At 63.1% G+C, this 14585-nt stretch carries 10 protein-coding genes; 2 read left to right on the plus strand and 8 right to left on the minus strand.

Annotated features, from left to right (window positions below):
• Window positions 1-11 precede the first annotated feature (11 nt).
• The 6 genes from F0Q04_RS22775 to F0Q04_RS22800 all read right to left on the minus strand — a co-directional run bounded on the left by F0Q04_RS22775 (window position 12) and on the right by F0Q04_RS22800 (window position 5630).
• Entirely contained in the window at window positions 12-761 is a 750-nt protein-coding gene (locus tag F0Q04_RS22775) for a TetR/AcrR family transcriptional regulator (protein ID WP_021028953.1), read from the minus strand.
• A gap of 170 nt (window positions 762-931) precedes the next feature.
• On the minus strand, window positions 932-1612 hold the full coding sequence (gene slmA / locus F0Q04_RS22780) for a nucleoid occlusion factor SlmA (RefSeq protein WP_021028954.1): 681 nt from the start codon (window positions 1610-1612) through the stop codon (window positions 932-934).
• 200 nt (window positions 1613-1812) lie between these two features.
• The gene (argB, locus tag F0Q04_RS22785; protein ID WP_116926370.1) at window positions 1813-2706 is read right to left on the minus strand and encodes an acetylglutamate kinase; all 894 of its coding nucleotides are present in this window, start codon (window positions 2704-2706) and stop codon (window positions 1813-1815) included.
• 73 nt (window positions 2707-2779) lie between these two features.
• Window positions 2780-3880: a glycosyltransferase family 4 protein gene (locus F0Q04_RS22790; RefSeq protein ID WP_116926369.1), complete on the minus strand. Its 1101-nt coding sequence runs from the start codon at window positions 3878-3880 to the stop codon at window positions 2780-2782.
• On the minus strand, window positions 3880-4671 hold the full coding sequence (locus F0Q04_RS22795; protein ID WP_232539452.1) for a glycosyltransferase family 2 protein: 792 nt from the start codon (window positions 4669-4671) through the stop codon (window positions 3880-3882). Before F0Q04_RS22795 ends, F0Q04_RS22790 begins: the two co-directional genes overlap by 1 nt.
• Window positions 4672-4736: 65 nt before the next feature.
• A complete protein-coding gene (locus F0Q04_RS22800) occupies window positions 4737-5630 on the minus strand; it encodes a glycosyltransferase family 2 protein (RefSeq protein WP_182343681.1) in 894 nt (297 codons plus the stop codon).
• A gap of 93 nt (window positions 5631-5723) precedes the next feature.
• On the opposite strand from F0Q04_RS22800, the gene F0Q04_RS22805 reads away from it, so the two are divergent.
• Complete coding sequence (locus tag F0Q04_RS22805) at window positions 5724-9416, plus strand: methyltransferase domain-containing protein (RefSeq protein WP_182343683.1); 3693 nt, start codon at window positions 5724-5726, stop codon at window positions 9414-9416.
• 64 nt (window positions 9417-9480) lie between these two features.
• The gene (locus F0Q04_RS22810; protein ID WP_182343685.1) at window positions 9481-11511 is read left to right on the plus strand and encodes a glycosyltransferase family 2 protein; all 2031 of its coding nucleotides are present in this window, start codon (window positions 9481-9483) and stop codon (window positions 11509-11511) included.
• 1218 nt (window positions 11512-12729) lie between these two features.
• Here the strand turns inward: F0Q04_RS22810 and F0Q04_RS22815 are convergent.
• Both F0Q04_RS22815 and F0Q04_RS22820 read right to left on the minus strand, forming a co-directional pair.
• The gene (locus F0Q04_RS22815) at window positions 12730-13596 is read right to left on the minus strand and encodes a class I SAM-dependent methyltransferase (RefSeq protein WP_182345874.1); all 867 of its coding nucleotides are present in this window, start codon (window positions 13594-13596) and stop codon (window positions 12730-12732) included.
• A gap of 14 nt (window positions 13597-13610) precedes the next feature.
• Window positions 13611-14507 (minus strand): class I SAM-dependent methyltransferase, encoded by an 897-nt coding sequence (locus F0Q04_RS22820; RefSeq protein ID WP_116926364.1) that lies wholly within the window; start codon window positions 14505-14507, stop codon window positions 13611-13613.
• Window positions 14508-14585: the final 78 nt, after the last annotated feature.

The following is a 14585-nucleotide window of genomic DNA, read 5'->3' on the forward strand; positions in this document are numbered from 1 at the left end:
CTTTGGAAAAATTACGAGGTCAAAACAGAAACGGAGGCGGGCGCGGCCGCATCGGGCAGCGCTGCCAGGCAAGGGGCCAGCGCGGCATCGATCAAGGCGGCCTCGCGCTCGGGGTTCACCGCATGGCGCAGCAAGATGCCGCGCAGGCCGGTGGCAGCATGGCGCAGCGCCTGCGGGCCATGGAGAAAGCGGGTTTCATAGTGCAGCGACAAAATGATGCCGTGCAGCTCGAACAGCACCTGGTCGGGAGCGACATCGCTGCGCAGCTGGCCTTCGGTCTGGGACTGCACAATCGCGCGGCGCATCGCATCCATCCAGATGCGCACCGACTCGGACAGCGCATCGCGCACATCGCCGGGCCGGTCATCAAACTCCACCGCGCCGCTGATGTAGAGGCTGCCGTAGAGGCGGCTGGCATCATTGGGCTGGGCGGTGCTGCCCATCCAGCCGGTGGCCATATGCAGCAAGCGGGCCAGCCCACGGGGCACCTGCAGCGCCGGTACAAAGATCTCGCGCTCAAAGCGCTCATGGTATTCGCGCACCACCGAGCACTGGAGCTCCTCACGTGAGCCAAAGTGGGCAAACACCCCTGACTTGCTCATGCCCATGGCCAGCGCCACCATGCCCAGCGACAGGCCATCGAGCCCCTCTTGCGCGGCCAGGGACAGGGCGGCATCCACAATCGCAGCACGCGTTTGGGCGCCTTTGGCCAGCTTGGCGATCTCGGCAGGGCCTGGGGTGGAAGCAAGGGGTTTGGTCATAAATCAAAAAATAGCACGGTCGTTCTTTTTTTGATTCTTGCACAAACCCAGTGTGCTGCCAACCGTTGGTGTGCAAAGCAAGGGTAAACCACGGCAACGGCCGTGCCCCCCATGAAAAAAGCTGCTGGCCTTGTCAGGCTCAGCAGCTTTTGCGATGGGGTTGGCTGGCGTCAGTGCGCCATCAAGGACAGGCAGGCGTCGAGCTGCTCGGTGGGCAGGCGGCGGAAATCCGAACGCGCAAAGCGCTGCAGGCGGCCGATCAGGAAGGACATCAGCACGCTGGAGCGCACATTGGCATCCACGGTGGGCGTAGCCGATGCATCGCCGCCGGGCACCACGCGCAGGCACTGGCGCAAGGTGGTCTCGATGCGCTCGAAGAACTGCTGCATGCGCTGTTGCAGACGGGGGTTTTCGGACTGCAGCGCATCGCCCAGCATCACGCGCACCATGCCGGGGTTGCGCTCGCCAAACTGCAGCACCATGGCCACGACCCGGTGGGCCTGGGCAATGCCCTGCTCCACGGTCTTGGCGGGGTCCGGCACATCGCGGCCGGTGATCTGCACGGCCAGGCTGTAGACGGACTGCTCGATGAACTCGATCAGGCCTTCGTACATCTGGGCCTTGCTGGCAAAGTGGCGGTAGAGGGCCGCCTCGCTGATCGACATTTGCGCGGCCAGTGCCGCCGTGGTGATGCGGTCTGCGCCTGGCTGCTCCAGCATGGCCGCCAGCGTCTGCAGAATCTGGATTCGACGCTCTCCGGGTTTTGGACGTTTACGGGTAGGTGCCGGGTTAGCGGCTTCTAGCGGCGCATCGACGAGGTCGGCGGCGAAAGAAGATTCTTGATCAGACATGCGTTGAATATGAGGCTGCACCCGACGCAGTCTCCCAACACCGCCAGGTATTTTTTATTGATAAAAGTAAGGCACTCGCCTCACAGGTTGCCAGCGCAACCTTGGGCCCTCTGTAACATCTTACTGCAAAAGAACTGCAGAAAAATGATAAAAATCATGTGCATTGCTAGATGCACAAATCAATTACGCAATCAAATGTATCAATAACTACGAATCATTGTTCCGTAGGCTGTGTCGGTCAAAATTTCGAGCAGCATCGCGTGTGGCACGCGGCCATCGACAATATGCACGGCATTGACACCGCTCTTGGCGGCATCGATGGCGCCAGCCAATTTAGGCAGCATACCACCCGAGATGGTGCCGTCCTCGATCAGTTCATCGATCTGGCGCGAGGTCAATTCGGTCAGCAGCTGGCCTTGCTTGTCGAGCACACCAGGGATGTTGGTGAGCAGCATCAGCTTTTCGGCCTGCAGCACGGTGGCCAACTTGCTGGCCACCACATCGGCATTGATGTTGTAGCTCTCGTTGTTCTCACCGAAGCCAATCGGGCTCACCACGGGGATGAAGGCGTCGTCCTGCAGCGCCTTGACCACGCTCGGGTCGATGGACAGGATGTCGCCGACCTGGCCGACATCGTGCTCGACCGACGGATCCTTGTTGTCCTTCAACTTGAGCTTTTGGGCGCGGATCAGGCCGCCGTCACGGCCGGTCAAGCCCACGGCCTTGCCGCCTGCCTGGTTGATCAGGCCCACGATGTCTTGCTGCACTTCGCCGGCCAGCACCCATTCCACCACTTCCATGGTTTCGGAGTCGGTCACGCGCATGCCCTGCACGAACTTGCCTTCCTTACCCAGGCGCTTCAGTGCGTTTTCGATCTGCGGGCCACCGCCATGCACCACCACAGGGTTGATACCCACCAGCTTGAGCAGCACCACGTCTTCGGCAAAGTCGGCCTGCAGCTCGGGGTCGGTCATGGCGTTGCCGCCGTACTTGATGACCATGGTCTTGCCATGGAACTTGCGGATGTAGGGCAGTGCCTGCGCCAGAATTTCAGCCTTGTCGCGCGGGGCAATGGAGAGAGAAGGAGTCGTCATGGTTGCAGGCCTTTACAGCAGCGGAGAAGATGCAAAACGCGCATTGTGCCCCAAAGTGCCGCCTGCCTGCTGATCAGCGAATCCAGCCCGGTAGCTTGAAGCGCACGATCACCAGATAGGCAGCGACATAGGAGACACAGAACAGCGCACAAAAACCGATCAGGATATAGGTGTTGCGCCAGAACAGGACCGCCGGCACCACGGTGAGCAAAGTGAACGCCCACAAATACGGCGCGGTCCGGTTATTGCGGCGCAGCATGCGGCGCGCCGCATTCTCATCGAGCACGCTGCGCACGATGCGGCGGTAGATCAGCTGGTGCAGGTGCAGCGCATCGGCCATGCCCGGCGAGTCGCCGCGCGCGAGCTTGCGGTAGATGGAAAACATGGTCTCCCAGACCGGATAGATGAGCAGCAGCATCGGGAACCAGGGCGATACGATGGGGTGGCGCTGCACCAAGGTGATGCTGCAAAAGGCGATCACGATGCCCCAGACATAGGCGCCGCCATCGCCGGCAAACAGCTGGCCCATGGGGTAGTTCCAGAACATGAAGCCCAGGGTGGCGGCGGCCGTGATCACCAGGATCGCTGCCAGCTCGCGGTCACCCAGCTGCAGCGCCACATGGGTGAGCGCCGCGCAGATGATGACCGCCACCATGCCGGCCAGGCCGTTGTAGCCATCGATGATGTTGAAGGCATGGGGCAGGCCCGCAATGGCCAATACGGCCAGCGCCATGCCCAGCCAGGGCGCGGCGCTCAGCACCGTATCGAGCCAGACCAAGCCCATGCGCGGCACCGTCATGCCCAACAGGTAGACGGCCAGCAAGCCGGTCAGCAAAGTGAGGACCAGGCGGTAGCGCACCGTCATGCGCTGGGTCATGTCTTCGGCAATACCACCGGCGACGGCGGGCAGCATCGCCATGAAGAAATACAGCACCCACTGGTTCCAGTGCAGCGCATTGCCGTAGTAGCCCCACCAGTTCTGCAGGCCGGCGACGCCCACCGTCAGCACCAGGCTGACAAACATCGCCAAACCGCCCAGCCGGGGGATGTTGCCCATATGGAAGCGCTGGGGCAAATCCTTGCCATAGCGTTTGGCATGGCCGCGCATGCGGCGCACGATGAAACCCGCGCCAATGAGCGTACAGAGAAAAGCGACCACTGCCAGGAAAATCATTATTCAATCATCGTGAGTGCTGCCGTGGGGGTACGCCGGAGCAAGGCCCGGGCGCGCCAGAAAACTGCCGAGGTCCACAGCCGCAGCAAGCTGCGAATATGCCACAAAGCATGGCGCGCCCGGCGGTGGCTGGCGCGCTGGCCGGCATGGCCCACCACGCAGGCGGCGCGCGCCAGGGTCCAGCCCGCCAGGCGCAGGCGCAGGCACAGATCCACATCCTCGCAGTACATGAAGTACGCAGTATTGAGCCCGCCAATCCCCTGCCAGACGGGGGTGGGCAGCAGCCACATCGCACCATTGACCCATTCGGCCCGGGTCTCGCGCCGTTTGACCGCATAGCGGCGCAGCAAGGACCAGGGGGTGGGCAGCTCGCGCTCGCTGTCCTGCAGCTGGCCGTTTTCATCCACCTGCATCGGGTAGGCCAGGCCCACACCCTGGCGCTGCAGCGCGCGCACCAGCGCGGGGAAGGGGTTGCCGCCCGTCAGATCCACATCCGGGTTCAGCACGCAGACCAGGGGCTCGGTCGCGCCGGCCAAGGCCGCATTGTGGTTGGCTGAAAAGCCTTGCGGCACGCTGTTGTGGCGCAGCTCCAGCACAAAGGGCCAGCCGCCGGCGGGCGCCAAGGGTGCGGGCTCGGGCAGGTTCAGGGTCAGCACCACGCGGCGGACACCGGTGCCGCCCGCGCCGTGCAGCGCCAAGGCATCGAGCAGCTGCTGCACCATCGCCCCATGGCCATGGCTGACCACGGACAAGGCGATGGGAGGGAGCGGAGAGGTGGGGCTGGCGGACATCAGCGGGCATTATCCATCAGCGGCCAGTGCTGAAATCAGCCCAGCGCGCCAGTTGTAACGGCACCTCAGTACAGGCGCAGCGCCAGCAGCACACGCAATATCAAGGTGTCAACCTTGCTCATGCGCCAGTAATAGCGCTGGGTCGAGGCGCGCAACGCCGTCGCCCAGCTGCTGCGGGAGCGGATCAGCATGCGCAGCTGGCGGCGCTGGGTATGGGCCAGGCTGGGGCCATGGAGCCGGTCGAACTCGCTCAGCTGGTCGATCCAGCCGGGGCCCGCCTGGCGCAGCCGGCGCCAAAAGCGCTGCACGCGCGCCCATTGGCCGGCCAGGCCCTGCTTTTGCATGCCGATGGTGTTGCTGCCATGCTGGCGGTAGAGGATGTGGCTCTCGCTGTCGAACACCACCTGGCCAAAGGCCGATACCACCAGGTAGGCCCACCAGTCATGCGCCAGGCAAAAGCCGGGGCGCTGCGCCAGCAGGCGCTCGCGCGCCGCGCGGTTGAGCGCCATCGTGCAACCGGTCGCAATATTCTGCACCAGCGCATTGCCCCAGCCAATGCAGCGGCGGTCGTAATCGGGCGAGGGGCCGATGGGCTGCAGATCGCGGTCCACATACTGGGTTCGCGAGCAGTAGAGCGCCGCGCCCTGCTTGCCTTCCAGCAGCGCCAGCGCGCGGCTCACCTTGCCGGGCAGCCAGACGTCATCCTGGTCGCAGAATAAATAGAAATCATAGCCAGCGCCCACGTTTTGCAATAATTCGTAAAAACTAGCTACAAAACCAAGGTTTTCGCCGGCCTGGATGTGGATGTTTGGATGGATGCTGGCATAGCGCCGGACAATGGCCAGGCTCTGGTCACTGGAGCCATCATCGCGCACCCAGATATCGCAACCCGCATGGCTTTGCGCCAGCAGGGAATCGAGCTGCGCAGGCAGAAACGGCTCGCCGTTGAATGTAGACAATAGAATTGCCACACGATTTTGCTTGTCAGTCATTCATCTTTCACCTGCATCTGCAGGCCTATCTCGGCAAAATTCCTACCCATTCCCATATCCATGACCCGCGAACACCACGTCTACACCCGCCACATCGATCTCCAGCAGCGCAGTTCGCTGTCCGTGCTGGCGAACAAGATACAGCCGGGCGCCCGGGTGCTCGATCTGGGCTGCGGCCCCGGCGTGCTGGGCCAGTACCTGCACGAGCACAAGGCCTGCACCCTCGATGGTGTGACGTTCAGCGCTGAGGAGGCCGCGCTCGCCAGGCCGTATTATCGCGATCTGGCTGTGGCCGATCTGGAACAGATCAACCTGGCTGAAGCTTTTGCGCTGCGCCAGTATGACTATATCGTCTGCGCCGATGTCCTGGAGCACCTGCGCCAGCCCGAGCAACTGCTGGCCGACTGCCGCGATCTGCTGGCAGAAAACGGCGAAATCCTGGTCTCGATCCCCAATGCGGGCTACTGCGGCCTGGTGATGGAGCTGATGCAAGGTGAGCTGCGCTACCGCGAAGAAGGCCTGCTTGACGCCACCCACCTGCGCTTTTTCACCCGCCAGTCGCTGCTGCGGCTGATGCAAGCGGGCCAGTGGAGCGTGCAGTCGCTCGAGACCATCGACCGCCCGCTCGACGAATCCGAATTTGCGCGGACCACCGCCGACAGCCTGCCGCCCGCCGTGATGCGCTACCTGCTGGCCCAGCCCGATGCGCTGGCCTACCAGTTCATCTGCAGTGTCCGGCCCAGCAGCGATGCCGCTGCAGCCCAGGCCCATGCGCTGCTGGCGATCGAGAGCGAGGCCAACACGGCGCATGCCAGCTTCACCACCAACCTGTACTGGGCCTATGCCGGCCAGTTCAGCGAGTCGCACAAGCTGATTGCCAAGGGCCAGATCGGCGCCCTGCAGCAGAGCATTCGCTTTGCGCTGCCGCGCTTTGAAGGCACCCAGCCCACATTGCGCTGGGACCCGGCCGACCGCCCCGGCTTTTTGCACCTGCATGCGATGCGCCTCTATGACGCCAGTGGTGCGCTGCGCTGGCGCTGGGAAGCGGACCGGCCAGAAGCGCTGGCCCAGGTGCCGCACAGCCAGATCAGCTGGCAGCCGGCCCCCGCCACCGCGCCGGGCAGCACGCTGCTGTTGCTGACGGGCGATGACCCGCACCTGCACCTGCCGATTGCCCCGGCGCTGCTGCAGGACTGCCTGCAGACCGAAGGTGCGGTGCTCGAAGTCAGCCTGGGCTGGCCGATGTCGGCCGACTACGCTGCGCTGGCCGATAGCGCCCAGGAGCTGCAGGCCCGCATCCGCCACGCTGATACCGAGGTGCTGCGCGCCCAACAGGCCCAGGCCGATGCCCACACCCAGCTGCGCCTGCTGCAGGCCCATATGCAGCAGCAGAAAGAAAACCTGGAAGCCGCGATTGCCCAGCAGCAAGAACATATCCAGGGCCAGCAGACCCATATCGGCAACCTGCAAACCCACCTGGGCAATATCGAAGCCTCGGAGGCCTACCGTGTGGGCCAGAAACTGGCCAGCGCCAAGGCGCGGCTGCGCGGCCGGCCTGCGCCCGCCCCGGCCGTTGTGCATGTGCCCGAGCCTGTGCAGGATGCAGTGCAAGCAGTCGATGCACAGGAGGTGATCGCAGAGCTGGAAGATGATGCAGTGCTCGCCGTTGTTGTCGATGAAGCTGCGCCCGCTGAATCCCGGCCCGAGCCTGTGCGCCCGCTCGCAGCAGCCCAGCCCGCTCCCATGGTCGACATCATCGTCCCGGTCTACCGGGGCCTGGTCGATACGCAACGCTGCCTGCAGTCGGTGCTGCAAGCGGCCACGCAAACCAATAGCCAGCTGGTGGTGATCAATGACGCCAGCCCCGAGCCGGAATTGACCGCCTGGCTGCGCGAGCTGGCCCAGCAGGACAGCCGCGTGCAACTGCTGGAAAACGACAGCAACCTGGGGTTTGTCGCCACCGTCAACCGAGGCATGGCGCTCAACCCCAGCCATGATGTGCTGCTGCTCAACAGCGACACGGAGGTGTCGCACGAATGGCTGGACCGCCTGCACCGGGCGGCCTACAGCGCCACCGATGTGGGCAGCGTCACGCCGCTGTCCAACAACGCGACGATCTGCAGCTACCCGCGCTTTTGTGAAAAGAATGCGCTGCCGGCCGACGCCGATCTGCTGCGCCTGAACCACCTGGCCGCCAGCGCCAATGCCGGGCAGACGGTCGAGGTGCCCACCGGCGTGGGCTTTTGCATGTACATCCGCCGCGACTGCCTTGCGCAGACCGGCCTGTTTGATGTGGCGCATTTCGGCAAGGGCTACGGCGAAGAGAACGACTTCTGCATGCGCGCCCATGACCTGGGCTGGCGCCATCTGCTGGCGCTGGACAGCGTGGTGCTGCACACCGGCGGCGTCAGCTTTGGCGACAGCAAGACGCCGCGCGAGCAGGCCGCCTACCAGACCCTGCTGCAACTGCACCCTGCTTACGACAGCCTGGTGCAAGCGCATCTGAAGGCCAACCCGGCCCAGGCCGCGCGCAATGCCATCGACAAGGCACGCCTGCGCCAGCACCCGCTGCCGCGCGTGCTGATGGTGCTGCACAACGCCGGCGGCGGCACCCTGCGCCATGTCAAGGAGCTGGCCCACAGCCTGCGCGACCGCGCGGTATCGCTGGCCCTGACCCCGCTGGAAGACAACTACATCCGCCTGCAGTGGCTCGATGCGGCCGAAGGCTATGACGAGGAGTTCCACTGGCCCACGCAGTCTGACGCACTGGTGGCGCAGCTGCGCGAGCTGGGCGTGAGCCATATCCACTTCCACCACCTGATGGGGCTGAACCTGGAAGTGATGCGCCTGCCCGAGCTGCTGGGCGTGCGCTATGACTTCACCGCCCACGACTACTACGCGATCTGCCCGCAGATCAACCTGATGGAGCCCACCCACAACCCGCGCTATGCGGCGCTGGGTGTGCCGCAGTGCCCGCAATGCTCTGGCGCCGAGCCCGCGCCCACCGGCGAGTACATCGATGCCTGGCGCATGCGCCACCGCCTGTTCCTGAACCAAGCGCGCTATGTGCTCGCACCCAGCAAGGATGCGGCACTGCGCATGCACGAGTACTTCCCCGATGCGCCAGTGCGCTATGTCACCCACCATGACATCCCTGATGCAGCCTTGCTGCCTGTGCCCAAGGGCCAGCCGCTGGCGCCCCATGCCCATCTGCGCGTCTTTATCCTCGGCGGCGTGAGCCTGGCCAAGGGGGGCGATGTGATGGAAGCCGTGGCGCTGGCCGCCGCCCAAAGCCAGGCGCCGGTCGAGCTGCACCTGCTGGGCTACCCGCACCGCCGCATGCGCACCCAGCCCCATGCCAGCCTGACCGTGCACGGCCCCTATGACGATGCCGACCTGCCCGCACTGATGGCGCGCCTGCAGCCCGATGTGGTCTGGTTCCCGGCGCTGTGGCCCGAGACCTATAGCTACACCTTGAGCGCTTGCCTGCAAGCCGGTGTGCCGGTGATCGCGCCCGATATCGGCGCCTTCCCCGAGCGACTGGCAGGCCGCCCCTGGACCTGGCTGCGTCCCTGGAGCACCTCGGCCGACGAATGGCTGGCGCTGCTGCAGGACATTCGCCAGCGCCAGTACGTCGACGGCCAGCCACCGCTGCCTGCCCCGGCTGCCGCGGTCGATCTGAAAGCCCAGTACCTGCAGCCCTGGAGCTACGGGCACGATTACCTGACGGGTCTGCGCCCGGCCCTTAATTAAATAAAATAGGCCAATAGTGCTTGCAAATCAAGCAGCCACCGCTACAAAAACAAAGAGCCATTCCTTGTCATCCACTCTCTCTACCTTGCGCAAGCTGCCCCACAAGCTGCGCCAGCTCAGCCGCAGCCTCTACCTGCTGGCCGCCGATCCACGCCAGTTGGGCAGCAACAGCCGCAGGCTCTGGCGCGCCTGGCGCACGGGCGGCAGCCAGATGCTCAAGCACCAGCTGCTGTCGCTGGGCCATCCCGATGCACCGACGGTGCCCGTCGCCCCTACCGATGCCTGGCAGGACTACCAGCAGCGCCTCTCTAGCGAAGTGCTGCCCGTGCTGCGCGCCGAGATTGCCGCGTTAAAGCAACCCGTCAGCATCTCCATCCTGGTGCCCACCTACAACACCGACCCGGCCATGCTCACCGCGATGGTCGACTCGGTACGCGCCCAGATCTACCCGCACTGGGAGCTGTGCATTGCCGACGATGCATCGCCCAAGCCCCATGTGCGCCAGATGCTGCAGGAGCTGGCCGCGCAAGAGCCGCGCATCAAGCTGCACCTGGGCGAGAGCAACCATGGCGTATCACACGCCAGCAACCGGGCGCTGGCCTTGGCCACGTCCCCGTTTGTGGTGCTGCTCGACCATGACGACCTGCTCCAGCCGCAGGCGATCTACCGCGTCGCGCAAAGCGTCATGGCCGATGACCCGGACATGCTGTACTCGGACGAAGTGCTGGTCAGCCCCGATGGCAAAGAGGTGCTGCAGTACTTCCACCGCCCGGCCTTCTCACCCGAATACCTGCGCAGCCACCCCTATATCGTGCACATGGTGGGCTTTCGCACGGCGCTGCTGCGCAGCCTGGGTGGCTTTGACGAGACCTTGGGCATCTCGCAGGACTACGACCTGATCCTGAGGGTCAGCGAAGCGGCCAGCCGCATCGTGCACTTGCCGGAGATCCTCTACCAATGGCGCACCCACACCGGCTCGGCCGGCCACGACAAGATGGCCCAGGTGATGAGCACCTCGACCGCCGTACTGCAGCGCCACCTGGACCGCAGCGGCGTGGCGGCGCGCTCGGCCCCCGGGGTGTCGTTCAATTTCTTTGAGACGCAGCACCAGATCGCCGATGGCCAGCGCGTGGCCATCATCATCCCGACCAAGAACTACGGCAGCCTCGTGCGCCAGTGTGTGGACAGCATCCGCGCCACCGTGCAGCATGCCGCCTATGACCTGATCGTGATCGACCATGCATCGACCGAGCAGGCCAGCCTCGACTACTTTGCGCAACTGGAGCAAGAAGGCACCGCCACCGTGCTGCGCTACCAGGGCCCCTTCAATTTCTCGGCCATCAACAACTGGGCGGTGCGCCAGCTGACCCGGCCGTATAGCCACTACCTGTTCTGCAACAACGACATCGAGGCGCTGGAGAGCGGCTGGCTGGAGCACATGCTGTCACAGTGCCAGGACCCGAGCGTCGGCATGGTGGGCGCGCAGCTGCTCTACCCCGACCGCACGTCGATCCAGCACGCCGGTGTCTGCGTGGGGGCCTTCGGCATTGCCGAGCACTATGGCAAGTTTTTGAAGCTGCCGCCCGACCGCGTCGATATCGCCTTCATGGGCCGTTTGGTGAGCACGCGTGAGGTATCGGCCGTAACCGCTGCCTGTCTCTTGATGCGCAAGGAAACCTTTGATGCCATCGACGGCTATGACGAAAAGCTGGCCGTGGGCTTTGGCGACGTGGACCTGTGCCTGCGCACCTTGCAGCTGGGCTGGCGCGTGCTGTACTGCCCGCAGGCCACCTTGGTACACCATGAGTCGATCACCCGGGGCAAGGCCGAAGGCTATGACCCGCACCCCGAGGACTCGGCACTGTTCGCCAGCCGCTGGCGCGATTTTCTGGACCAGGGCGATCCGTACTTCCACCCCGCATTTGAAGTGCGCCATACCTGCTGGCTGGTGCGCACGCCCCTGCATTGTGAGGCCTCGATCAACCGCCGGCTCTTTAGCCGCAGCGGCCTGGGCCAGCGCATGCAGCGCCTGAGCTACAGCGCCAGCGTCTCGGTGCCAATCCAGCAGGAAGACCCTACAACCGTCAACGCATGACCCTCATGCTCGCTACAAGGCGAGGTAAGGCTCCGGTAGGCTGTTAAGCCAAACAGGTCCGGGAGACTGTGGGTATCCCACATCGTATTTCGCCATATAAAATCCCCACTGTTTGGAGCAGTGTCCAAGCAGTGAGGTGACGTTTAATGAGATGGTTTTGAAGGCGAACTCAACTCAGTTTTTACGGATTTCCCATTCCCATCCATTTGCACCGGTTCCGCCAGGCTGGCGGCAAATATAAGAAGATCTGCTATTGCTGGCTACGGTCCATCCTGTCGGAACAGGCCCAGCACATGTTGTCATGATTGTGCCTCGCCTGAATGCCGGAAATACATTGAAATTTCTGTACTTCATATAAGTCTGCACTCCGAAGGAATTTGGTGGTGGACAGTTTGCGGATGGTGGAGGGCTGCCACCCCATGCGATCGCAGCCCAACCTGGTCCAGGCCGTTGGATATTGCAACCCTCAACAACCACATATGGTGGACTGGGTGGCGGTGGTGGGGGTGGAGGAGGTGGTGGCGGAGGCGGAGGAGGCGGCGGATTCCCAAACTGGACATTCCTCACTGGTGAGCCTGAGACTTCGAAGTGAGATCCATCTGCGCGAATAAAATACAAATTAATATCGTATCTTCTGCCATCTAGCTTGCTCGCATCATAGATAAAGTCGCCTCCGAATCCATGATTCCCATTGCCGCCGCAGAGATTTGCCACGGCTTGTTCTCGCGGATGGTTCGCTTCAAGCACCCCTAAGAAGAGGCCATCTGCTCGGTACGCGTGAATCACTCCTTGGTAGTTTGGCAGCTCCGAGGTGCATGCCCAACCCCAAGATGCCCTTGCATCGGCATGGTCCACAGATCCTGCATCCGCAGCATTTGCAGCCGCTGCACTAAATAGTGCTGTAAGCGCTACTAAATTTCTCATAGCTATCCCTCCATGAGCGAATGAAAATTCGTCTTTACATAGATTAATGCTATTAGATAATACCTACTCGAACCTTACAAAACCTTGTGGAATTGTCACGAGATGCTGCTAGATTGCACGCATAGCGCAGCGGTTGCATTGGCTAGGCAACAGATCAGTTCTAACCCGCTCTAGGTGTGATGTTTCAATAGCTTGTTCAACGGGACCGGTCTGGGTATGGGGGATGCCCACGTATCTAGACTTGGCGTAAACAACGTATGGCAAATCTACACCTAGTGGGCGGCAGGCTGGCGATCAAGCGGGGCGCTGCAGTAGCAAAAAGATCTCGTTGTTGGTCAACACCTCACGCGGGTACTGCGCCAGCAAGGCCTCGGGCACGGGCCCCGGTTCATAGTGGCGGCGCTCCTCGCGCGCCACCGTAAAGCCCGCCTCCTGGGCCAGCGCTACCAGTTCATCGGCGGTCAGGCGGTTGAGCTCCTGGTATTCCTTGAACACAAAGCGCTTGTAGCCCTCCGGCCCAAAATCGGCAAAGCCAAAGTCCACCTCATCGGGGCTGAGTTCGCCGTCGTAGGCTTCAATGACCTTCCAGAGCGCATCTTCGTCCACCAGCAAGTGGTGCCAAGCCACATCGTCATAGCGGCGCAGGTGTGAGCCAAAGGCCGAGTAGAACAGCGGCTCGATCTGCAAGAAGAAATGCCCGCCCGGCTTGAGGCAGGCCAGCAGGTCTTTCAAGATGGGCAGCAGCTGGTCGCGCTGCACATGCTCAAAGGTCGACCAGCTCATGATGCCGTCGTAGAGCGGCGCCTGGCCCGCCAGCGGCGCGCTGGGCGTGATGGTCTGAAAACTCAGCGCCGCCGGAATGCGTTGCATGCCCAGTTGATCCTGCGCAATGCGGGGCAGCTTGGCGTATTCCTGGCGTACATCGATGCCGTGGATGGCGCCCGCGCCATGGCGCAGCACCAAGGCCAGATCGGTGATGCCATCGCCGCAGCCAAACTGCAGCAGGCGGGCCGCACTCAGATCCATCACCGGGCTGAGCCACTGTGCCACCACATCGGATGCGTAGTGGAAGTGGGAGCGGAACCACTCGTCGGTAATTCGGCTATCGTCAAAGTCAGGCAAGCCCAACCGCTTTTCACGCAATTGCGCCAGGCGGCGCATACGGCTTCCGCGGTTCATGATGGCTTTCGCAGCACGTACACATCCTGGTGGTTCCAGAACTGCACGGGCGAGAAATACTCGAGCTTGTCGGCGCCCACGGTCTCGGCAATGCGGGCGCGCACAAAGGCTTCGGTCGTAAAGGCCGTGCCGTACTCGTTCGGGTCGATCGCGTTTGACTCGCTCGACGGCGCAAAGAAAAATCCCTCGTCGTCGAGCGGCACGCTGTCAAACCGCGCCGCCTTGATACCGTGCGTGCTGAACACCAGAATGCCTCCCGGCGCCACCACGCTGTACAACACCTGCAGCCAGCGGCCCCAGGTGCTGCGCGGCAGGTGGCTGAACAGCGACAGCACAAAGACCGTGTCGTACTGGCGCGGCGCCACCAACTGCTCAGGGACGCTGGCCGAGACAAAGCCCTGCACGCCAAAGGTGCGCTGCGCGAAGTCCACCGCATCGGGCACCACATCCGACACCGTCACCTTGTCCGGCCCCAGCAGATGGGCCAGATGGCGGGTAAAGCGGCCATGGCCGCTGGCAAACTCCAGAAAATGCTGGCTCTGCACCAACGGCTGGCCGACCCGCTCCATCACCGTCATCAGCTCGGCCAAGGTACGCCAGCCATCGGCCAGGTAATCGCGCAGCGGGTTGCTGCTGCTGGCGTGGCCGGCAAAGAAGCCAAAAATATCATCGGCCGAGGAAATCGTGCAGTCAAGGCCGAAGATGTTGCGGAATGAGCCGGTCAGCCCGTGCTGCTCGATCAGCGCATGCGCTGCCAGCATTGTGTCTTTTTCGGCACGGGCGCGCAGCAGCAGGCCCGAGGCCGCTTCAAAATTGCCATGTGCCAGCATCAGCTGTGCATCGGCCAGCAGCTGCTGGCCCTGACTGGTCGCAGAAGGAGAATTCGTGGTCATAAATCTGGGGGCGATGAGCGCGCCAGCGCGGATGCCGGCGCTCTCGTTGGCTGGGGTTCAAGCCGCACGCGCAGTTGC

Origin of the sequence: Comamonas koreensis (assembly GCF_014076495.1) — a bacterium.
GTDB lineage: Bacteria > Pseudomonadota > Gammaproteobacteria > Burkholderiales > Burkholderiaceae_C > Comamonas > Comamonas squillarum.